Below are 20,195 nucleotides of genomic sequence, written 5' to 3' on the forward strand. Positions count from 1 at the left end.
GCTCCGAGCTCCTGGTCCTCGGCCAAAACGTCGCCGAAGACGTCACATGGGGAATGAGCGAACGCGACGTGGCGGCCCTCGACCTGGACGCTCTGCTCGAGCGCGTCGGCCTGGCCGGTCTCGCCGACGCCGACCCGCGATCACTCTCCGGCGGCCAGCTCCAACGACTCGCGCTCGCGGGGGCCCTCGCCCGCTCGCCGCGCCTGCTCATCTCCGACGAATCCACCGCCATGATCGACCGAGATGGGCGCGCCGACATGCTCGACCTGCTCGCCTCCCTGCCCAACACCGGCATCGCCGTCGTTCATATCACGCATGACCCCGCCGAAGCCGCGCGCGCCGACCGCGTCATCACGATTCGTAGCGGCCGCATCCTCTCGGACACGCGCGCCGCCCCCAGCCCCACCCCCACCGACGAGGCCGTGGCCGGCCCCGCCCAGCGGCACACCTCCCCGGAAACCCCCAGGGACACAAGTCGACTGGAGGGTGGGACCGACCGGGAGGGTGGGACCGGTGGAATGACCCCGGCCTCGTTCCTCAACGCCGACGGCGAGCGCATCTGGGGCTCGCCAACCCTCATCAACACCGAGCACCTGTGGGCCGACCGCGTCGCACACACCTACGACCTGGGCACCCCGTGGGAGAAGCCCGTTCTGCGCGACGTCAGCCTCATCCTCGAACCCGGGCAAGCCATGCTCATCACCGGCGACAACGGCTCCGGTAAAACCACGCTCTCGCGCATCCTCACTGGGCTCCTCCTCCCCACGTGGGGAGCCGTCACCCTGGGAGGCAAGCCCATGGATGGCCGGGTCGGCGACGTCGCCCTGTCCATGCAATTCGCGCGCCTCCAGCTTCAGCGCCCCTCCGTGCGCACCGACATCCTCGCCGCTGCGGGACATGGCCCCCTCATCGGCAGTGGGGTCGGCCGCCGCAAGAACGCCCTCAGCCGCGAGGAGGGCGACCGGATCGTCGAGCGGGCCATGAGTCTGGTCGGACTCGACCCGGCCCTGGCCTCGCGCGGTATCGACGACCTCTCCGGCGGGCAGATGCGCCGCGTCGCCCTGGCTGGGCTGCTCGCCTCCGACCCGCGCGTCCTCATCCTCGACGAACCCATGGCCGGTCTCGATGCGGCCTCGCGGGAGCTCCTCATCTCCGTCCTCGACGAGCGCCGCCGCGCCGGCCTGTCCGTCCTCGTCATCTCCCACGACCTGGAGGGCATGGACGACCTGTGCGACACCCACCGACACCTGCGCGAGGGGGTGCTCACGTGAACGACGCCCATTCCTCGTGCGGGGCCACCGGCCCCGGCGGCGGCGCCACCAACGGATGGTTCCCCACCGAGCCGACCGGCTTCGCGTCCGGAGACGGTCCCGGGACGGGCGGCGGACCCGCGCCGCGCCGCAAACCGCGGCGTACCGCCGGCTTTGCCCTGCCTAGGCCCCTGCCGTGGCCAACCATCCTCGGGCGCGCCTGGCCCGGCACGCTCATCGCGTGCTGGACGGTGCTCACGACGTGCGTCATTCTCCAGCCGCGCTGGTCCACCCTCGTGATCGTCGGCGGTCTCCTCCTCGTCGCGTCGCTGGTCATTCGCCTGCCCCTCAGCGTCGCACCGCGCCTGCCCCTGTGGATGGTCTCCGGCTTCGTCGGCGGCTGTATCGGCGCGTGGCTGGGTGACGGGCTCGAACTGTTCCTGCGCATCTCCGTCCTGGCCGTCATCGTCCTGTGGGGATCGGCCCTCATTGCCTGGGTGACGCCGACCGCCGCGCTCGCGGGCGCGCTCCGATTCTTCCTGACGCCGCTGCGTTTGCTGGGCGCACCCGTCGACCAGTGGTCGCTCGTCATGGCCTCCGCCCTGCGCGGGCTGCCGATGCTGCGCGACCAGGCGCAGGCCGTGCTCGACACGGCCAAGCTGCGCCTCGGCCAGGACGTCGCGACCCTGTCCCTGCGCGGGTACGCACGCCTGAGCGTCGATGTCATCACCGCGATTCTGTCCGCGACGTCGCGTGGGGCGGCCGAGACGGGGCGCGCCATGTCGATGCGTGGCGCCCTCGAGGCATCCGATGGGGGTGGCGAACGGCGGCGAGGCCGTCGAGGCCGCCTCGGGTCGGTCGACGCCTGCGTCATCGCTGCGACCCTGTTGGGGGTCGCTGGCGTCGTTGCGTGCAGGTTGATGTCGTAGGCCGCGAGTCTCGTTCTTTGGCGTGATGGCGCGGTTTTGTGACTCACATCGGCGAATGTGTGTCCTGGATCATGGCGTGCTGATTTGACGCGGGGGCGTGCAAGCCCCTATTCTTTCTGGGTACGCGCGAGTGGCGGAATAGGCAGACGCGCACGGTTCAGGTCCGTGTTCCAGTGATGGAGTGGGGGTTCAACTCCCCCCTCGCGCACGATGAAACCGCAGATCCTTTGAGGGTCTGCGGTTTTTGTTTTCCCTGGTTGTGGCGGCGGTGTCATCGTACCGATTTTCTCATGTTGCTTGTGGTCCCACGGGTGTTCAGTGGGCGCTGGACGTGGACGGGAGCGTGTGGCTCGGCATCGGCCGGTGGCTCGTGGTCGGCGCTGGCCTCGCCGGGGCCGGCTACGGGCTCTTCGTGTCCGTCCGCTGGGTTGCGGGTCTCGCGGAGACCTGGAAGGGCCGCGGGATGCCGAAGTGGCCCCGCTGGCGCAAGAGGTGATCATGCCTCACGAGGGCAAGCGCGCGCAGCGCGTGCGGCAGCCGCGACAACTGGACATTAGGTCAGCGGCTGCTGTATAGTTCAGTGCATGCTGACCATTGCTTCGCGTCTCGACGTCATGAACCGGCTCGGCCGGGCCATGGCCGACCCGACGCGTTCCCGGATCCTGATGTCCCTGCTTGACGGCCCGAGCCACCCCGCCGTGCTCTCGCGCGAGCTGGGGCTGACCCGATCGAACGTGTCCAACCATCTGACCTGTCTGCGCGACTGCGGCATCGTGGTCGCTGAGCCCGAGGGGCGGCAGACCCGCTACGAGATCGCCGACCCGCACCTGGCCGCGGCGCTGACGGCACTGGTCGATGTGACCCTCGCCGTGGACGAGAGCGCGCCGTGCATCGACCCGGCCTGCTCGGTGCCGGGCTGCTGCGCCGCGAGCAGTTCGGGGGACGCCTCGTGAGCGCCGCCTGCGGCTGCGACGAGCCGACGACCAGCCCCGCGGACGAGGCAGAGGAGGCAGAGCGCCCGTGGTGGCGTGATCCCGGCCTGGTCGTGCCGATCCTCTCCGGCGTCGCGTTCGGCACCGGCCTGGCGCTGGAGTGGTCGGGGCTGCACATCGCGGCGCTGGTCGCGTTCTGGGCGGGCCTGCTGCTGGGCGCGTACACGTTCGTGCCCGGTGCGATCCGGAATCTCGTTGTGAAGCGCAAGCTCGGGATCGCGCTGCTGATGACGATCAGCGCCGTGGGCGCGGTGATCCTCGGCTACGTCGAGGAGGCGGCCGCGCTGGCGTTCCTCTTCTCGATCGCCGAGGCCCTGGAGGACAAGGCGATGGACCGCGCCCGCGGCGGGCTGCGCGCGCTGCTGAAGCTCGTGCCGGAGACCGCGACCGTGCTGCGCGACGGGACCTCCGCCTCGGTCCCGGCCAGGGAGATCGCCGTCGGCGACGTGCTGCTGGTCCGCCCTGGCGAGCGGGTCGCGACCGATGGGCTGGTCCGCTCGGGCCGGTCGAGCCTGGACACTTCGGCGATCACCGGTGAATCGATCCCGGTCGAGGTCGCGCCCGGAGAAGCGGTGTCGGCGGGCGCGATCAACAGCGCCGGCGTGCTGGAGGTCGAGGCGACCGCCGCGGGCACCGACAACTCGCTGACCACGATCGTGGAGCTGGTAGAGCAGGCCCAGGCCGAGAAGGGCGACCGAGCCCGGATCGCTGACCGGATCGCCCGCCCGCTGGTGCCCGGCGTGATGGTCCTCGCAGTCCTCGTCGGCGTGCTCGGGTCCCTGCTCGGTGACCCGGAGACCTGGATCACCCGCGCCCTGGTCGTCCTCGTCGCGGCCAGCCCCTGCGCGCTGGCGATCGCGGTGCCCGTCACCGTGGTCTCCGCGATCGGCGCGGCGACCAAGTTCGGCGTCGTCATCAAGAGCGGGGCCGCCTTCGAGCGCCTCGGCGGCATCCGGCACCTGGCCGTGGACAAGACCGGCACTCTGACCCGCAACCGGCCCGAGGTAACCGCCATCGTCGCCGCCTATGGGTTCGACGATGCGCAGGTACTTGCTTGGGCTGCCGCCGTGGAGCAGCACTCGACGCACCCACTCGCCGCCGCCATCGCCGCCGCGGGCCGGGGAACCCCCGCCGCGCAGGACGTGGCCGAGGAGGCCGGGCACGGCATCGGTGGCCTGGTCGACGGCCGCAGGGTGGCGGTGGGCAGTCCGCGCTGGATTGACGCCGGTCCGCTCAAGGCCCGGGTCGAAGACCTGGAGGCCGAGGGGCAGACCTGCGTGCTCGTCACCGTCGACGGCTTCCTGGCCGGGGTGATCGGCGTCCGCGACGAGCTGCGCCCCGAGGTCCCCGAGGTCGTGCGGACCCTGCGCGACCAGGGCATCGAGGTGAGCATGCTCACCGGCGACAACTCCCGCACCGCTGCTGCGCTGGCGAAGCTGGCCGGGATCGGCGACGTGCACGCCGAGCTGCGTCCCGAGGACAAGGCTCGTATCGTCGCCGGGTTCTCGGAGACGTTGCCGACCGCGATGATCGGCGATGGCATCAACGACGCACCCGCCCTGGCCGGGGCGACCGTGGGCATCGCGATGGGCGCGACCGGCTCCGACGCCGCGATCGAGTCCGCCGACGTCGCCTTCACCGGCCACGACCTCGGCCTCATCCCGCAGGCTCTGCGCCACGCCCACCGCGGCGGCAGGATCATCAACCAGAACATCGTTCTGTCCTTGGCGATCATCACTGTGCTGCTGCCGCTGGCGATCACCGGCATGCTCGGCCTGGCAGCGGTCGTCCTCGTGCACGAGGTCGCCGAAGTCGTCGTCATCGCCAACGGACTGCGGGCTGCGCGTGCCCGCAAGCAATAGGTGTTCCGTCCAACGCCATAACTCAGACATGCGCTACGAGAACCCCCTCTATCTCGCCGAGGAGGCCGCCGCCCTCGACCTGATCGCGGACGGACGCACGGCCCTCGACGCTCATCAAGCAGCTGAGCCAGGATCGCGCCCTCGCGGAGGCCGACACCCTCCTGCTGACGATCCCCAACCAGCTCGGATTCGAGGAAAACTGGTCGATCATCCGCAACTTCGCCGACTATGTTGCTCCCGCGCTCGGGTGGGAGCCTGCCCGTCCGGGTGTCCTTCCGACCGGCTACGACATCGACGAGGCCGTGGCCAAGTAGGGGGTTACGGCACCGCGTGTGGGGCCCGTGCGCGGGGCGTGAGACCTGGGCCCTGCGCGGGGCGGCGGCGGGAACATAGCTGCATGATTGTCGCGGTGTTGAGCTGTCACAAGCGTGACTGAGCGTATGAGCCTGACGGGACGCAGACCTGTTGACGGTGGCGGCGTCAAGCCGGGGCGAGCAGTCGCGCCCACTCCGCTCGCCCGGTTTCACTTTTTGTGTGTGCTGGCCTACACTAATTGGACAGTATCCACGCAAGACGACGAGGTCTCTTCGTAATGGCTCGACGCTCCAAGGGTGCGGTGTCAATTAACCCGCGCTCCGCTCAGAATATGTCCACCCGGCCGGCAGATTTCTCCAAGAAAAAGCAGAAGGTAAGTCCGGTCAAGGCTTTCGGCGCCATTGGTGCGCTTGCCTGCATCGTGGCTTCCCTGTTTATTCAGCTGCCGGGACTGGATGTGTCAGGCACCCGCATGTTCGGTATTTTCCTGGCGGCGATCCTGCTGTGGGTGACGGAGGCGGTGCCCCTGGCGGGCACGGCGGTCCTCGTCATTTTCCTGGAGGTCCTCTTCATCTCAGACCACGCGCTGCTGAGCGTGGGTGAGGGTGCCCCGGCGTACACGAAGTTCTTTGGCGCGCTCGCCAACCCGGTCATCATCCTGTTCTTGGGCGGCTTCATGGTCGCCGACGGTGCCGCGAAATACAAGCTGGACCGTGCCCTGTCGGCCGTCCTCCTCAAGCCCTTCATGGGCAAGCCGCGCCTGACCGTCATGGGTGTCATGCTCATCACCGCGATTATGAGTATGTTCATGTCGAACACGGCGACCACGGCGACGATGTTCGCCGTCATGATGCCCGTCATCATGGCCCTGCCCGAGGGCAAGGCACGCACCGGCATCGCCCTGTCGATCCCGGTGGCCGCCAACGTCGGCGGCATGGGCACCCCCGTCGGTACGCCCCCGAACGCGATCGCCCTGGGCGCACTGGAGAACGCGGGCGTGACGGTCACCTTCCTGCAGTGGATGCTCGCGGCCGTCCCGCTCATGCTGGTGCTCCTGGCCCTGTCGTGGGCGTTCATCGCGTGGCGCTACATCCCCTCCGACGCGACGTTCAACATTGACACGTCGGCGCGTTTCGAGAAGTCGCGCAGCGCGATCATCTTCTACTCGGTCGCGGGAGCGACGATCCTCCTGTGGATGACGGAGTCGCTGCACCACATTTCAGCCAACGTCGTGGGCTTCCTGCCGGTCGTGGTCCTCCTGATGACGAAGGTGATGAGCGGGGATGACCTGCGTGCCCTGGACTGGCCGGTCCTGTGGCTGGTCGCGGGCGGTATTGCGCTGGGTTCGGGCGTGGCCGCCACCGGCCTCGACAAGTGGATGCTCGGCTCGATTCAGTGGGCCTCGATCCCCGGCATGCTCCTGATCTTCGTCCTGGCCCTCGTGGGTTGGGTGACCTCGAACGTTATCTCGCACTCGGCGTCGGCGAACCTGCTGATCCCGATGGGCATGGGCTTGGCGGCCACGGTGTCCACGAGCGCCGCTGAGATCGCCATCGTCATCGCGCTGGGCTGCTCGCTGGGCATGTGCCTGCCGATCTCGACCCCGCCGAACGCGATCGCGTACTCGACGGGCACCACGCCGACCCGCGAAATGGCGATTGTCGGCGTCGTCGTCGGCATTGTCGGCATTATCCTCTTGGCGTTCGTCGCGCCGCTGACGTGGGGATTCATCGGGGTGATGTGACGTGTCCGTGAACGAGGCCGTGGCCGGCTCGGGCGCTCACAGCACGAGGCCGGGGCTGGCCCACGGGTGGACGCGGGGGCCGGCGGCGGAGGACGCCTCGGTGCTTGCACGAACGGACGTGCGCAGCGCGGGACACCGCGAGGGGTATCCGATTCACATGCTGGTCGTCGGAGACGATTCGCGGCATATCGCGGCGCCGGTGACCAGGGATCTCTCGCACGCGTTCCCGTGCCTGTGCTTGGATCGGGTGGATGGTGTCGAGGACCTGGCCGCATACGAGGCGAGTCTGCGCCCCGGTGATCACGTGCTTATGGGGCTCGTGACGTCGGAGGTCTCCAACATTGACGCGCTGATCGACCGCGCGGCCGCTATCCCGGTGCTGGAGCGCATCCAGTGGGTGGTTGTCACGGACGCGGCCGAGCATCGCGACTTGACTCGCTGCACGGAGTCGGGTGCCCTGTCCTCGGTGTTGAAGGCGCCGTGGACGGTGCCGCTGCTGGCCGGACAGGCCTATTCGACGATGGTGCGCTACCTGCGCGGGTGCGGCTATTCGGATCGGCAGATCCGGGCGCTCATCGCGGATCCGCCGCCGTTCGCGGTGCAGGGGCCGCTCTTGGAGGGCCTGGATCGCGACGAGCGCGAGGTCGTCATGGAGCTCCTCGCCGGCGTCGAGCGGGTGCTTGGTCAGAGGCCGCGTCTCATCGTCCCTGAGGGCACGCAGCTGGTGACGCAGGGGGAGCCGGTGGGCGCCGTCTATCTGGTGCTCGACGGGCAGGTGTCGCTGCATCGTGATTCCCCGCGCGGCGAGGTTCTGGCGCACTTGGCCACGTCGGGCCCGCTGATCGGCCTCGTGTCGTTGGCCCGCGCGGAGGATGCTTTCTTCACGGGCGAGACGGAGACGGAGGCGACCGTTGTGCGCCTGACCACCGAGCAGCTTCAGATCGTCATCTCTGAGGATCCGTCGATCGGCTCGACGCTGACGGCCCTCGCGATTCGTTCGCTGACGCGCCGCCTCATGCGCGCTGAGGATCTGCACCTGGAGAACGCGATGCTCGCCGAGGATCTCGAGGCCCAGAAGGAGGCTCTGGCCGCCACGCTTGAGGACCTGCGCGCCACCCGCGCCGAGCTGGTCGAACGCGCCCGTTTCGCGATGCTGGGCGAGCTGAGCGCCGGCATCGCCCACGAGCTCAACAATCCGGTGACCGCGCTCGTGCGCGCCGCCAAGCACTTGCACGAGGACGTCGATGCGGCGCTCGCGGCCCCGGCCACGGCCTCGTCGAGGGAGGCGATGGCCCGCGCCCTCACCGCGCCGCCGCGCTCCACGTCGGTCGAGCGCGCCCTCATGAAGGAGCTTTTGCCCGTGGTCGGCGACCGCACGCTCGCGCGTCGGCTCGTGCGCGCGGGGGTTCAGGGGGCGGATGGCGCGCGTGCGCTCGCGCAGATCCCGGGAGGCATTGACGCCTACGAGGCGGGGGCGCGCCTGGGCGGGTCGCTGCGCTCGGTGCTCGCCGCGGGTGATCGCGTCATTGAGCTGACTCAGTCCTTGAAGGGGTACGCGCGCCCCGACGCGGAGGATCTGAAGCCTGTGGACGTGCGCGAGGGCATCGACGACGTGTTGCGGCTGACCGCCCACAGGGTGCGGGGCATTCGTATCGAGTGCGACTACGAGGACGTGCCGTTGGTGCTCGCGCATCCGGCGAAACTGCAGCAGGTGTGGACGAACCTCATCGTGAACGCAGCCGAGGCCATTGAGGATGAGAACGCGGACCTGGTTGCGGCTGCCGAAGCCGCCGGTGGCGTCCCCGAGCTGCCCGCGCGCGGCGAGGCCGAGGCCCTCATCCGCATCACCGTGCGCCCCACGCCCGAGGGGGTTGTCGTCACCGTGTGCGACAACGGGCCGGGCATCGATCCGGGAATCGTCGACAAGATCATGGAGCCCCACTTCACGACGAAGGCTGGGCGCGTCCGATTCGGGCTGGGCATGGGCATGTCCATCGTCCGATCCATTATCGCTGATCACGGGGGAACCCTCGTGATCTGCTCTCACCCGGGGTCCACTTCGATGCGGATCTCGTTGCCCACTCAACCACAGGAGGAGGAATCATGACCCTGACAATCCTGTCCCTCGAGGACGAAGCTGACGTGCGCGACGCGCTCGAGCGCGATTTGGAGCAGTTCTGGGACAAGATCCGGCTCGAGGTCGCCGAGGATGTCGACGACGCGTGGGCCGTGATCGACGAGATCGTCGAGGATGGGGACGAGCTGGCCCTGGTTTTGTCGGACCACCGTCTGCCCGGAAAGTCTGGCGTGGACTTCCTCGTGGAGCTCATGCAGGACGAGCGTTTCGGCGCGACCCGCACGGTGCTGGTCACCGGGCAGGCCGACCAGTCCGACACGATTCGGGCCGTCAACCAGGCGGGCTTGGACTATTACATCGGCAAGCCGTGGGACCCGGAGGAGCTGCGAGCCGCCGTGCGCGACCAGCTCACCGAGTACGTCCTGGAGGTCGGCGTGGACCCCCTCCCCTACGTGAGCGTGCTCGATGGCGTGCGCGTCATGGAGGCGATCCGCTGAACGGCGCAGACACAGGGCCGCCACGTTCTCCGACGAGGGAGGACGCGGCGGCCCTTGTTAGTGCGTGCGGCACGAGGCCGTGGCCGGGTGCGCGACGCCAATCGTAGGCGCACGCCTAACAGCAGGTCAATTGTCCGTCTGATGGCGTATCGGGCGCGTCGATTCTCCTCAGTGTGTCGCACGCCCACAAGGGGAGTGACTGCCAGTTATCTGGAGTGCCAGTCGCTCGTAGGGGGACGACATCGGTCGCAGGGAACGCGGCGAGGACTGAGGGGAGAGCGGTCCCATCTCCCAGACCCATCGTGCGGGTGAGGTATTGGACGAGCGTGAGCTGGTCGAAGCACTTGTTTCTCATCGGAGACAGGTTCTTTATGCCGAGACGTTCCGCATCTTGTGGAAGCTTCACTTGTCGCAGTGTGCGATTAAATAGTCGTCCCTGGTGTGCGCAAATGTTGCGCAGGATTCGCAGATTTTCCAGCCATGAATTGACCTGCGGCCGACTTAATTGCAGAGAGCTAGCGATGCTATCTTGGCAGTGAATGGGCGCCATTTTAAATAGCATGGCAAGCTGTCCCCATTCGAGGATGTGAACCGCTACCCAAATGGGTAGTTTACCCGAGTATTCACTTTTGTAGTGTTGGATAAAGTCTTCTTGTGATCGGCGAAGGTTTCTATTGTAGGAGCTGATCCATCTTCTATATTCGTCGGTTTCGTGATTGTTCTCCTTGTTAAAACCCGAGGGCCCTAACCGAAGTGATGCAAGGTGCAGATAGGGATGTTCCGTGCCGAGGGTGTAGCCAATGAGCGCTCGTAAGCCTACTTCGATCCGTGAGAGTTCTTGAAAAGTTGTTGTACGGAGTCGCTCATCGAATCGATAGAGTGCTAAGATCTGTTCGAGGTGTGTGTTGGGGGAGAACTGATCAGAGCGCGTTCGGCTCTCCTTGTCGTATTGGCGAAAGGGGTAAGAGTAGCCGGACAATCTGTAGTAGCTGATTGTCTCGAGTGCTTTTCGGGCTGTTTCAATGTCATCGATGACTATCCCGCGTGATCGCAATATATCGATCTGTTCGTCGATAGTTCGAAAAGGCTTTTCCATGGTTGTGCGCCTTTGCATATGAGAAAACCGGCCCTGGACCTTTCGGCGGAACCGGTGTTGATAACAACATCGTAGCGTCCATTGGAGTCTCTTGTCAATCACGCAGAACTATGACGCGCCCCATAGACGGCTATCGCTTGGTGCTGCTGCTCGTGCCCTTTGCACAAGAGAAGACCGGCTCTGGATCCCCTGGTGGGGTAAGAGCCGGTTCTGGTATCCGTCATTATAGGCGGCCCCTGCTGCGCGTGTCAGCCGTTGGCCTGCTGGCCCGGGTCGTTGCACATTGTGATGCCCTCGAAGCCTGCGGCGCCCAGCACCTGGAAGATGTCGTCGAGGAGGACCATCGGCTCCGCGGTGCCCGCCGCGAATTCCGGGTGTCGGATCTCGATGGCGGCCATGCCGCGCGGGTCCGTGACCGGCTCGGTGTCGAACCTCTCCGACAACAGCCGGTTTGCCTCCTCCAGGTCGGCGGGGGAGCCGAACGCCCAGGTGACGGCCTTGTTGCCCGCGCCCGTGGGGGTGCGCTGAATGTACATGCGGGTCATGAGGATGTGGCGCCCGTGGCGCGGGAACACGTCTCCCACGCGCATAAACAGGGCGATGTCGGCTAGCTCGCCGCCCAGCGACGAATCCACCAGCGCGTACCCGTAGGCGCCGATGCCGCGCAGGGTCAGGGCGTCCGCGAGAAGCCCGATGACCTCGTCGCCGAAAGGCTCAGACTGGAAGTACACGCCCTCGCCGACCCTCGGAGCATCCGGACCGAGCAGCGTGATGTCGAAGCCCGCGTCGGCCAACGCGTCCCGCACGAGCGCCACGTTGTGCTCGGGGAAGGGATGCAGCGCGGCCGCGTTCGCCGCGATGCGCTCGATAAACACGTAGGTGGAAAAACCAAGCTCAGCCATGCGCTCATTGTAAGCGCGCGGCCAGCCGGTCATGCGACGAGGCCGTGGCGCCCCGGGCGGTCGGGTGACCACGAGGGGAGGCCACGGCCTCGTCACGAAGGGAGAATCAGCGCAGGCACAGGCCCTGCTCGTGAAGGACCTCCATGATGGGGGAAACGTGCGCGCCACCCACGCCGATGTTCGTGGCGACCAAGTGCGAGAAAGACTCGAGGCGTGAGCCCGAGCGCAGGTCGTAGTACTCGGTGACCTCACGGTCGTAGTCGGCCAGCGTCTCCGAGTAGGACTCGACGCGCGGATACGTGTTTTCCGCGGTCATGACGGAGCGAGGCATGCGCGGCTTCTGGCCGGGCTCCTGGTCCGGGTGACCCACGAGCAGGCCGAGAACCGGGAACGTGAGTTCGGGAAGCTGAAGCACCTTCACGACCGGGCGCGGATCGGCGAGGATCGAGCCGAGGTACACGGTGCCCAGGCCCATCGACTCGGCGGCCACAACCACGTTCTGAGCGGCCAGCAGCGCATCCTCGAGGGCCGTGAGGAACAGGTTCATCGAACCCAGGGCCTCCGAGGAGACGCCCTGCTCGGCGCGGATACGGCTGTTGCGGTACAGGTCGGCGACGAAGATGAACAGGTCGCCCTTCGTGCCGCCCACGTAGGGCTGGCCGGACGCGGCGCCGATCACCTCGCGCACCTGCGGGTCCGTGATGTGCAGGACCGTGCAGGACTGCAGGAACGAGGAGGTGGCCGTGTGGCGGGCCACCTCCATGAGTGTGGTGACCTCCTCCTCGGTCAGGGGCTGGTCCTTGTAGGCGCGGATCGTGCGGTGCGCGAGCTGGCTCTCAATTGTCTCGTTTGTCATGCGTTCATTCTACGATTGGGCACGTGAAACAGATAGAGCCTTTCGGTCCTTTTGCCTTGGCAGCAAACGTCACCCCCGTCGCCGTCCCCTCCCCGGCCGGCGAGCTCAGCGGCCTGCTGACCGGCCCGAGCGCCCCCAGCCTCGTCGACGGAACCCCCGCGATTTCCGCGGCCTCCTCACCGGACGTGGCGGGGGAGAACCGCGCGCTCCTCGTCCCCGGTTACACGGGCTCCAAGGAAGACTACGCCCCCGTCCTGCCCTTCCTCGGGGAGGCGGGCTGGGACACGCTCGCCTACTCGCAACGAGGCCAGGGCGGGTCCGCCGCGCCCGCGGGCCTGGGCGCCTACGGGATGAGCGACTTCGTCGGCGACCTGATCGCCGTCGCCGAGGCCTGGGCCGGGACCACGGTACGCGTGCACCTCGTGGGTCACTCCTTCGGCGGCATCGTCGCGCGGGCGGCCGTCGTCGCCCGCCCCGACCTCTTCGCCTCCGTCACCCTGTTCTGCTCGGGGCGCGCCGTCTTCGACTGGATGAACACCATGCCCATCCTCGACCCCCTGCCCACGGGCCCCGGCGCGCGGCAGCGGGTGCTGCGCACCTACTTCCCCGACATGAACTTCGACGAGCCCGGCGTCGGATGGGCGGATTTTCAACGTATCCGCGCGCTGGACACGGCCTCGGAAAACCTGGTCGGCATCGCCCGCATCCTCTCCCAGCTGCGCCCCGACACCCCCGCGCTCGCGGCCGCCGGCGTCCCCGTGCACGTGCTGTACGGGGATCAGGACGAGATCTGGCCGCCCGCCTGGTACGCCGAGGAGGCCTCGGACCTGGGTGCGCGCGAGAGCATTATTCGCGGGGGCGCGCACAGTGCCCAGCTGCAGTACCCGCAGGAATGGGCGCGCCTGGCAAGCTCGTTCTGGGCGGACGTGGAGTCGGGGGCGCTCGTCTGGTCCCTGTGAGGTGTGTACCGTTGTCCCAAAAGCTGGCATTGTGACGCAGCGTTGTGAGCTCCGCTGCCTATGATGGAGACATGAACAAGCGTTCCATCCTTTCTGCAGTGCTCGCACTCGGCCTCGGTGTCGCCGCCCTGACCGGCTGCTCCAACACCGGCGCCAACTACGTGACCCCCAGCGACGTGAAGACCGTCGAAACCACGATCGCTGAGGTCGGCGACCAGGGCGTCAAGGTCCCCGAGAAGCGCGACCTGAAGGTCACGCTGCCCGAGTCCGACAAGGCCTCGGACTACAAGGTCGAGGTCTCCGACCCCGAGACCCTCTCCGCGGGCAAGCCCGACAAGAACATCATCACCCTGCATCCGCTCAAGGTGACCGGCGAGGACGCGGACCCCGTGACCGTGACCCTCACCGACAAAGACGGCATCACCACCGACTTCAAGGTGACCGTCACCGAGGGCGCCAACTGACCTGGCACCATTGACACTGACCCTATGAGGGCCCGGGATCGCAACGATCCCGGGCCCTGTGCGTTGCCTCGTGCGGGAGACCGGAAGCGGGGTACCAGTGGTGTGTCGGTACCCCGCCCGGTCGTTAGTGCAGGATGCGTGCCAGGAAGTCCCGGGTTGCCTGCTCGCGCGGGTTGTCGATGACCTGCTCGGGCGGGCCCTGCTCGACGATCTGGCCGCCGCGCAGGAACACGACGCGGTCGGCCGCCTGGCGGGCGAAGCTGATCTCGTGCGTCGCCATAAGGATGGTCGAGCCCTGAGCCTTGATCTCGCGCACGAGGTCCAAGACCTCGCCGACGAGCACCGGGTCCAGTGCCGCCGTGATCTCGTCCAGCAGGAGAAGCTCCGGGTTCGTGGCGAGCGCGCGTGCGATCGCCACGCGCTGCTGCTGGCCGCCAGACAGGCGATCCGGGAACTCCTTCGCCTTGTCCTTCAAACCGATGCGGTCCAACAGCTCCAGGCCGCGCTCGCGCGCGCGGTCCTTCTCCCAGCCGTGCACCTTGCGGGCCGCCAGCGTCACGTTGTCCAGCACAGACATGTGCGGGAACAGGTTGTAGTGCTGGAACACCACGCCGATGCGCGCGCGGATCTGATCCGCGTTCGCGCGCGGATCCGTGATGTCCACGCCAGACAGGAAGATCTGGCCGTCGTCCACCCGCTCCAGCAGGTTTGCGCAGCGCAGCAGCGTCGACTTACCCGAGCCCGACGCGCCCAAGAGGACCACGACCTCGTGCGCGGCGACGTCCAGGTCCAGGCCGCGCAGGACGACGTTGTCGCCGAAGCGCTTGACGACGCCGACAGCGCTCAGGACCGGGGTCGTGTTGTCCGAGGCGGGGGAGGCCTCGTTCATCGTGGGGACCGACATCAGACGGTGCCTCCCATCTGCTCGCGCTTACGCAGCCGGGCCGTGTACCAGTCCGACAAGCGAATGAAGGGGAACGACAAGACGATGAACAGCAGGCCGGCAACCACGTAGGAGGTCATGTTGTAGGTCTTGGCCTGCACCATCTGGGCCGAGCGGATCGCGTCGACCGCGCCCAGGACCGAGATCAGGCCGACGTCCTTCTGCATCGAAATGAAGTCGTTCATCAGGGCGGGCGTGACCTTGCGGATCGCCTGCGGAACGATGATCATGCGCAGCGTCTGCCCGTGGGATAGGCCCAGCGAGCGGGCCGCGTAACGCTGGGAGGGGTGCACCGAGTCCAGGCCGGCGCGCAGCACCTCGGCGACGTATGAGGAGTACGTGAGGATCAGCGCGACCGTGCCCAGGAACGCGGTCGGGATGCGCGTCGTCGGGTTGAGCGCGGGGATGCCGAAGCCGATCAGGTAGAGGACGACCAGGAAGGGGACGCCTCGGAAAATGTCCGTGTATGCCGCCGCCAGGAAACGGATCGGGAAGAACACGGGACCGGCCAGCGTGCGCGCGGCCGCCAGGAGGGTCGCGAACACCGCGACGCCGAGCACCGCGATCAGCAGGATTCGGATGTTGAGCCACAGGCCGGACAGGACCTGGGGGAAGGCCTCGACGAAGTACTTGCCGTTGAAGAAGGTGTTGCGGGTGGCCTCCCACCCGTCGGAGTTGACGACCACGGCGATGAGGACTCCGGCGACCACGACCGTGGAGGCCAGGGAGATGAGAATAGACCGGACCGTCTGCTTGCGCCGATAAGCGCGACGGCCACGCTCCACCGCCGAAACGGGAGGCGTGGCCAGCGCGTCATTCGAGTAGTCACTCATGAATGAGGCCTCACTTGAGGGTGGGCACGTTCTGTGCCTCGTTCAGCCACTTCTCCTGCAGCTCGGCGAGCTTTCCGGACGAGGCCAGGCGATCGACCGCGGCCGAGACCGTGGGGGTCAGCTTGGAACCCTTGGGCAGGACGATGCCGTACTCCTCGCCGCCCGTCGTGTCGTCGAACTGGCCGATGATGACGCCGTCATCGATCTGCGCGGAGACCATGTAGAAGGCGGTCGGCAGGTCGACGACGATCGCGTCCACGCGGCCCGTTTGCAGGGCCAGGACCGTGTCGTCGGAGGAGTTGAACATCTGCAGCTTCTGGCTCAGTCCGGCCTCCAGGTGATCGGAGGCGAACTGCTGCGACGTCGTGCCGGCCTGGACGCCGATGAGGACGTCCTTGAGGTCCGCAATGGATGTCGCACTGGCGGCAGGGGAGCCGGCCTTGGTGATGATCGCCGAGGTGGTCGTGTAGTAGGGGGAGGTGAAGTCGACGGCGTTCTTGCGCTCGTCGGTGATGGAGAACTGCTGAATGTTCAGGTCCCAGTCCTTCGCGCCGGGGGTGATCGACGAGTCGAAGGTGGCGCGCACCCACTGGACGTTGTCGGCGCTGTAGCCGAGTTCCTCGGCCAGCGCGTAGATGACGGCCGACTCGTAGCCTTCGCCCGAGGCCGGGTCGTTGTTCAGGATCCACGGCGAGTAGGCGGGGTCGGAGGTGGCGACGGTGAGCTTACCGTCCGTCACGGTCGGCAGAGCGCCGGGGCCGTAGGTCTGCTCGGCGTCGGAGGAAGAGGAAGAGCTCGTGCCGCCCGTGCAGGCGGCCAGGCCGAGGGCCGCGACGGCGGCGACGGCAGCGAGGGAACGGACAGAGCGGCGCATGGGGCCTCCCGGTGACGTGGGGAATCCCGCCGGTGAGGGCGGGTCTGACTCGATGAGCGTATAGGCACGCCGACGGATGCGCTGGCGTCGTTTCGATGCACGAAACAATGGAACGAGGCCTGGGCTGGGAAAACGCTGGAATCGTTGGGGTATCAGGGGGTGGGGGATGGGACACAGTGGTGTGCGGATACGCGAAGGGGCCTGGCCACACGGGCCCGGCCCCTTCCGTCAGGTCACTTCTGGAACTTGTCCTTCAGATCGGAGACGACCTCGGCCGCCTTGTCCTTGGCGGCATCGACGGCCTTCTCGACGTTTTCTTCGCCGAAGGTCTCCTTGGCCTTCTCGAGGCCCTCTTCAGCCTGCTTCTTCAGATCGTCCAGACCCATGTTTCCTCCTAGGATTGAGCCGCTCGTAGTGGTCGAGCGGATAGTCTCACCCTAGTGTGCGCACCTCGGTGTGTGCGCGTTCAAGTCACAGAACGTGGCGATACTCCCCTGCGCGCCCAGCTAGTGGGCCCGCGCCCGACCACCGGGCCCACGCGCCGGACTCACGGGCTTGTGTCCCCGTGGGCTCAGGCCCCCTCGGCGAGCGTCCAGTCGTCGAAGGTGAACTCGGGGGAGACGACGCAGGTGGCCAGCGCGTAGTCGCCGCGGGCGAAGGTGCGCTGCCAGGTGCCGGCTCTCACGAGGATCTGCACGGGGTTCGTCGGATCGGAGGCCTGCGTTCCGGCTGGAGAGCCCAGGGTGACGATGCGCGGGTCGGCCTCGGGCGCGTCCCCGCTGCCTCCCAGGTGCACCTCGAGGGCGCCGGGCCCTGACCAGATCCACAGTTCGTCGGAGTGGACGAGGTGCCAGCGGGCCTCCTCGTCGCTCTCGAGAAGGAAGATGATCGCGGAGGCGCTGTGGCGGCTCCCGCGCGGCGTGTCCATGCGGGCGGGCGCGGTCCACGTGCGGCGGTAGTGCCCGCCCTCGGGGTGGGGCGCCAGGCCCATGGCATCAATCAGCGGGGAAACGTCGGTCATGTGACACTCCAAACGACAAGAAAGGGAGGCTGGACGAAAGGAAAACGACGGGGTCAGCGCGAGGTCGAGTAGCGCACGCGCCCGGACACGACGGTCTCGACGACGCGACCGGCACCGTGGCGGGCGACGGTGTCGATGGTCTCCACGATCGAAGTGACGGGCACGTCGACGACGCACATGTCGGCGACTGCGCCCGACTGGAGCTGACCCAGGCGGTCGGGGCCGGTCGCCAGGCCCATCGCGGTGGCACCGCCCAGGGTCGCGGCCTGCAGGAGGCGGCGCGCCAGGTCCTGGTCCGCATACCCCTGAGCTCGCGCCAGGTCGAAGAGGAGGGCGACGTCCTCGAGCAGGTCGAGGGACGGGGAGGAGGACAGGGAGTCCGTGCCCACCGCGATCATGTTGCCCTCTGCGAGGTAGGCGGCGACGGGAGGCGCGTCCAGGCCGATCACGCGGTTCGAGCGTGGGCACAGCGCCACGGCCGTCTGGCGGGCGCGCAGGCGCCGGCGGTCGTCGGCGCGCATGTACACGCCGTGGGCGACGTGGCAGTCGGGTCCGAGGACGCCCAGCTGATCGACGAACTGCGTTGAGGAGAAGCCACCCCCGCGCGAGCGCATCGCCGTGAACGATGAGGAGTGCTCGCTCTTCCACAGGTCCGCCAGGGCGGTCGTGCGCGTTTCGGACCATTCGGCCTCGGAGTGGGACTCGCCCAGGTGAATGTGGATGCGCATGCCGCGGCGCCTGGCCATGTCCGGCAGATCCAGGAGCGGCTCGGCGTCGAGGGAGTAGGGGGCGTGCGGGGAGATGCCCACGGCCGGAGGGGTCGGCATCGCGTCGAGGGATGCGGAGACCTCGCGCTCACCGCGGGCCCGCCACTCCTCGTTCGACCAGCCCATGACCTCCCAGTAGGCGACGCCGTGCAGGCCCGCGTGGTGCAGCGCCGAGGCCGCGGCGGCGTCCGTCACCACGTCGGCGGCGGCGGTCGTGCCGCTCTCGAGGAGCAGACGTGCGCCCGTGGCCGCGTCGCTTCCCCAGTCCAGGCCGCCCGCGTCGTAGACCTCGTCGAAGGCGTGCGCCCAGTCGTCGAAACCCCGATACTGACCCGCGCCCACGGACGCCATGCCCGTGTACTGCAGGTGCGTGTGCGCATTGACGAGGCCGGGGAGCAGCACGCCGTCAAAGTGGCGTTCCGTGAAGGAAAGGCTGCGCTGCGTGAGCGTGTTGATGACCCAGTCGCGTGCTCCCACGTGCTCGATGCGCCCGTCGCGCACGGCGACAGCGCCGTCGAGGATCGAGGGGGCGGTGATCGGGATGACCATGCCGGCGGACCAGACGACCACGTCGCTCATGGGGGACCTTTCAGTGGGGAACGCTGACTATCAGTGTAGAAGCGGCGCGGGCGCACCCGCCCGCGGGTGGGCGTGAGCTGCGACTATGACAGGGACAGGGCGGCCAGCGCTGCCGCGGCCACCGCGTCGTCGGCCTCGCGCGGCAGGTCGTGCAGGCCGGGGGATAGCTCGCCTTCGTGGGTGAGGAGCTCGCGCAGGGACGCCAGCTGCACGCCGAAGCTCATGTCCATGATTTCGATGGGGTTTCCCTCGCCCGCCGTGTAGTTGATGCCCTCCCCGCGCTCGAGGACGCGCAGGGTCTTACCCGAGGGGCTGGTCAGGGTCTGCACGTGGGGATCGCCCGACTCGGCCATGACCCAGGAGGCGGCCACTGCCTCGTCGATGGACACCTCCCCGTCGACGCCGCCGGCGACCGTGACGATCGCGCCGCCCGGCGCCGCCTCCAGCGCGCTCAGCGGGATCGTGGAGCGCTCGCCCGTCGCGGAGATCAGCATGCCTGCGCTCGCAGCTGCCTCCTGAAGCGAGGCCACGGCGAACCCGTCCATCGACGCCTGCAGGGCGCGCACCGGGTCCAGCTCCACGACGGTCATGCGGGCGCCGAGCGCCGCGCCGAAGCGTGCGCAGCCCCGCCCCACGTCGCCGTAGCCGATGACGACGACGCTCATCCGAGCCACGGGCGCGCCCACGCCGCGCGGGTCGATCAGGTCGAGGATCGTCGTCCAGCACGACTGCCCCGTCCCGTAGGCGTTGTCGAACAGGGTCTTCGAACGCGCATCGTTCGAGGCCATAACCGGAATGCGCAGGTCGAAAGAACGCAGGGGGCGCAGCCCCGAGGTGGTCTCCTCCGCCGCGCCGACCAGCGCGTCCAGGACACCCGGGCAGGCCTCCGTGTCGTGCGCCAGGCGGATCAGGTGGGAGCCGTCATCGAGTAGAAATTCGCTGCGCTGGGCCAAAAACTCGCGCGCGAGCTCCCACTCGCGCTCGCGGGAGGCTACCGAGTCCGCGAACACGGGGATGCCGGCGTCGCGCAGGCGGGCCGCGACGTCCTCGCGGGTCTCGGACGCCCAGCCGAAGACGCTGACGCGCGCCCCGGCCTCGGAGAGCATGAGGGCCAGGGCGGCCGTTTTCGGTTCCAGGACGAGGGAGAGCCCCACGCTTCGGCCCGCCACCAGGGGAGCCAGGGCGCGTGCCGCCGCCTCGGTGACCGGCATGTGGGCGCGCGCCCACTCGATGCG

General features: G+C 68.0%; 20 protein-coding genes and 1 tRNA gene. 11 read left to right on the forward strand and 10 right to left on the reverse strand.

All coding sequences use genetic code 11. The features are described 5' to 3' along the window. From HMPREF1138_RS07330 to HMPREF1138_RS07370, 9 genes are all read left to right on the forward strand, one after another. The coding region (locus HMPREF1138_RS07330; RefSeq protein WP_009058180.1) for an ATP-binding cassette domain-containing protein at window positions 1-1,271 on the forward strand (1,271 nt) is incomplete at its 5' end. Continuing rightward, on the forward strand, window positions 1,268-2,179 hold the full coding sequence (locus HMPREF1138_RS07335) for an energy-coupling factor transporter transmembrane component T (RefSeq protein ID WP_009058158.1): 912 nt from the start codon (window positions 1,268-1,270) through the stop codon (window positions 2,177-2,179). The genes HMPREF1138_RS07330 and HMPREF1138_RS07335, both read left to right, overlap by 4 nt. A 124-nt stretch (window positions 2,180-2,303) precedes the next feature. Next, a tRNA-Leu gene (locus HMPREF1138_RS07340) sits at window positions 2,304-2,387 on the forward strand. Window positions 2,388-2,510: 123 nt separating this feature from the next. Then, entirely contained in the window at window positions 2,511-2,675 is a 165-nt protein-coding gene (locus HMPREF1138_RS10845; protein WP_202898346.1) for a hypothetical protein, read from the forward strand. Window positions 2,676-2,763: 88 nt separating this feature from the next. Next, window positions 2,764-3,132 carry a Cd(II)/Pb(II)-sensing metalloregulatory transcriptional regulator CmtR gene (gene cmtR, locus HMPREF1138_RS07345; RefSeq protein WP_007588138.1) on the forward strand — a complete coding sequence of 123 codons (369 nt, stop codon included), beginning with the start codon at window positions 2,764-2,766 and terminating at the stop codon, window positions 3,130-3,132. Next, window positions 3,129-5,033, forward strand: coding sequence for a heavy metal translocating P-type ATPase (locus tag HMPREF1138_RS07350; protein WP_009058157.1), 1,905 nt, complete (start codon window positions 3,129-3,131; stop codon window positions 5,031-5,033). Before cmtR ends, HMPREF1138_RS07350 begins: the two co-directional genes overlap by 4 nt. Window positions 5,034-5,679: 646 nt before the next feature. Next, entirely contained in the window at window positions 5,680-7,092 is a 1,413-nt protein-coding gene (locus tag HMPREF1138_RS07360; protein ID WP_039937413.1) for an SLC13 family permease, read from the forward strand. A gap of 1 nt (window position 7,093) precedes the next feature. Next, entirely contained in the window at window positions 7,094-9,199 is a 2,106-nt protein-coding gene (locus HMPREF1138_RS07365) for an ATP-binding protein (RefSeq protein ID WP_009058136.1), read from the forward strand. Further along, complete coding sequence (locus tag HMPREF1138_RS07370) at window positions 9,196-9,666, forward strand: response regulator (RefSeq protein WP_009058159.1); 471 nt, start codon at window positions 9,196-9,198, stop codon at window positions 9,664-9,666. Before HMPREF1138_RS07365 ends, HMPREF1138_RS07370 begins: the two co-directional genes overlap by 4 nt. Before the next feature lie 115 nt (window positions 9,667-9,781). On the opposite strand, the gene HMPREF1138_RS10860 is transcribed toward HMPREF1138_RS07370, so the two are convergent. The 3 genes from HMPREF1138_RS10860 to HMPREF1138_RS07380 form a co-directional block, all read right to left on the reverse strand. Further along, window positions 9,782-10,762, reverse strand: a complete 981-nt coding sequence (locus tag HMPREF1138_RS10860; RefSeq protein ID WP_009058187.1) for an Abi family protein — start codon at window positions 10,760-10,762, stop codon at window positions 9,782-9,784. Window positions 10,763-11,010: 248 nt separating this feature from the next. Beyond that, the gene (locus HMPREF1138_RS07375) at window positions 11,011-11,664 is read right to left on the reverse strand and encodes a hypothetical protein (RefSeq protein WP_009058181.1); all 654 of its coding nucleotides are present in this window, start codon (window positions 11,662-11,664) and stop codon (window positions 11,011-11,013) included. A gap of 106 nt (window positions 11,665-11,770) precedes the next feature. Further along, entirely contained in the window at window positions 11,771-12,520 is a 750-nt protein-coding gene (locus HMPREF1138_RS07380) for an NADPH-dependent oxidoreductase (protein WP_009058166.1), read from the reverse strand. Window positions 12,521-12,543: 23 nt separating this feature from the next. On the opposite strand from HMPREF1138_RS07380, the gene HMPREF1138_RS07385 reads away from it, so the two are divergent. Both HMPREF1138_RS07385 and HMPREF1138_RS07390 read left to right on the forward strand, forming a co-directional pair. Further along, window positions 12,544-13,479 carry an alpha/beta fold hydrolase gene (locus tag HMPREF1138_RS07385; protein WP_039937403.1) on the forward strand — a complete coding sequence of 312 codons (936 nt, stop codon included), beginning with the start codon at window positions 12,544-12,546 and terminating at the stop codon, window positions 13,477-13,479. Between the two features lie 71 nt (window positions 13,480-13,550). Next, entirely contained in the window at window positions 13,551-13,943 is a 393-nt protein-coding gene (locus HMPREF1138_RS07390) for a hypothetical protein (RefSeq protein ID WP_009058161.1), read from the forward strand. A gap of 124 nt (window positions 13,944-14,067) precedes the next feature. Here the strand turns inward: HMPREF1138_RS07390 and HMPREF1138_RS07395 are convergent, their stop codons facing one another. The 7 genes from HMPREF1138_RS07395 to HMPREF1138_RS07425 all read right to left on the reverse strand — a co-directional run. After that, complete coding sequence (locus HMPREF1138_RS07395) at window positions 14,068-14,847, reverse strand: amino acid ABC transporter ATP-binding protein (protein WP_009058174.1); 780 nt, start codon at window positions 14,845-14,847, stop codon at window positions 14,068-14,070. After that, entirely contained in the window at window positions 14,847-15,719 is an 873-nt protein-coding gene (locus tag HMPREF1138_RS07400; RefSeq protein ID WP_009058151.1) for an amino acid ABC transporter permease, read from the reverse strand. Before HMPREF1138_RS07400 ends, HMPREF1138_RS07395 begins: the two co-directional genes overlap by 1 nt. A 10-nt stretch (window positions 15,720-15,729) precedes the next feature. After that, entirely contained in the window at window positions 15,730-16,593 is an 864-nt protein-coding gene (locus HMPREF1138_RS07405; protein ID WP_009058175.1) for an ABC transporter substrate-binding protein, read from the reverse strand. A gap of 233 nt (window positions 16,594-16,826) precedes the next feature. Then, window positions 16,827-16,979 (reverse strand): hypothetical protein, encoded by a 153-nt coding sequence (locus tag HMPREF1138_RS11410; RefSeq protein ID WP_009058178.1) that lies wholly within the window; start codon window positions 16,977-16,979, stop codon window positions 16,827-16,829. Window positions 16,980-17,164: 185 nt separating this feature from the next. Then, entirely contained in the window at window positions 17,165-17,614 is a 450-nt protein-coding gene (locus tag HMPREF1138_RS07415; protein WP_009058149.1) for a cupin domain-containing protein, read from the reverse strand. A 53-nt stretch (window positions 17,615-17,667) separates the two neighbouring features. Continuing rightward, complete coding sequence (locus HMPREF1138_RS07420; RefSeq protein ID WP_039937407.1) at window positions 17,668-18,960, reverse strand: amidohydrolase family protein; 1,293 nt, start codon at window positions 18,958-18,960, stop codon at window positions 17,668-17,670. A gap of 83 nt (window positions 18,961-19,043) precedes the next feature. Continuing rightward, the coding region (locus HMPREF1138_RS07425) for an adenosylhomocysteinase (protein WP_009058147.1) at window positions 19,044-20,195 on the reverse strand (1,152 nt) is incomplete at its 5' end.

This window comes from Actinomyces sp. ICM58, assembly GCF_000283035.1.
In the GTDB taxonomy this organism is placed as follows: domain Bacteria; phylum Actinomycetota; class Actinomycetes; order Actinomycetales; family Actinomycetaceae; genus Pauljensenia.

Excerpts from the sequence above, each read along its gene's own strand:
- HMPREF1138_RS07390 (WP_009058161.1), top strand. The coding sequence starts at position 13,551 with ATGAACAAGCGTTCCATCCTTTCTGCAGTGCTCGCACTCGGCCTCGGT.
- HMPREF1138_RS07375 (WP_009058181.1), bottom strand. The coding sequence starts at position 11,664 with ATGGCTGAGCTTGGTTTTTCCACCTACGTGTTTATCGAGCGCATCGCG.
- HMPREF1138_RS07395 (WP_009058174.1), bottom strand. The coding sequence starts at position 14,847 with ATGTCGGTCCCCACGATGAACGAGGCCTCCCCCGCCTCGGACAACACG.
- HMPREF1138_RS07420 (WP_039937407.1), bottom strand. The coding sequence starts at position 18,960 with ATGAGCGACGTGGTCGTCTGGTCCGCCGGCATGGTCATCCCGATCACC.
- HMPREF1138_RS07360 (WP_039937413.1), top strand. The coding sequence starts at position 5,680 with ATGTCCACCCGGCCGGCAGATTTCTCCAAGAAAAAGCAGAAGGTAAGT.
- cmtR (WP_007588138.1), top strand. The coding sequence starts at position 2,764 with ATGCTGACCATTGCTTCGCGTCTCGACGTCATGAACCGGCTCGGCCGG.
- HMPREF1138_RS07415 (WP_009058149.1), bottom strand. The coding sequence starts at position 17,614 with ATGACCGACGTTTCCCCGCTGATTGATGCCATGGGCCTGGCGCCCCAC.
- HMPREF1138_RS07400 (WP_009058151.1), bottom strand. The coding sequence starts at position 15,719 with ATGAGTGACTACTCGAATGACGCGCTGGCCACGCCTCCCGTTTCGGCG.
- HMPREF1138_RS10860 (WP_009058187.1), bottom strand. The coding sequence starts at position 10,762 with ATGGAAAAGCCTTTTCGAACTATCGACGAACAGATCGATATATTGCGA.
- HMPREF1138_RS07380 (WP_009058166.1), bottom strand. The coding sequence starts at position 12,520 with ATGACAAACGAGACAATTGAGAGCCAGCTCGCGCACCGCACGATCCGC.
- HMPREF1138_RS07405 (WP_009058175.1), bottom strand. The coding sequence starts at position 16,593 with ATGCGCCGCTCTGTCCGTTCCCTCGCTGCCGTCGCCGCCGTCGCGGCC.
- HMPREF1138_RS11410 (WP_009058178.1), bottom strand. The coding sequence starts at position 16,979 with ATGGGTCTGGACGATCTGAAGAAGCAGGCTGAAGAGGGCCTCGAGAAG.
- HMPREF1138_RS07370 (WP_009058159.1), top strand. The coding sequence starts at position 9,196 with ATGACCCTGACAATCCTGTCCCTCGAGGACGAAGCTGACGTGCGCGAC.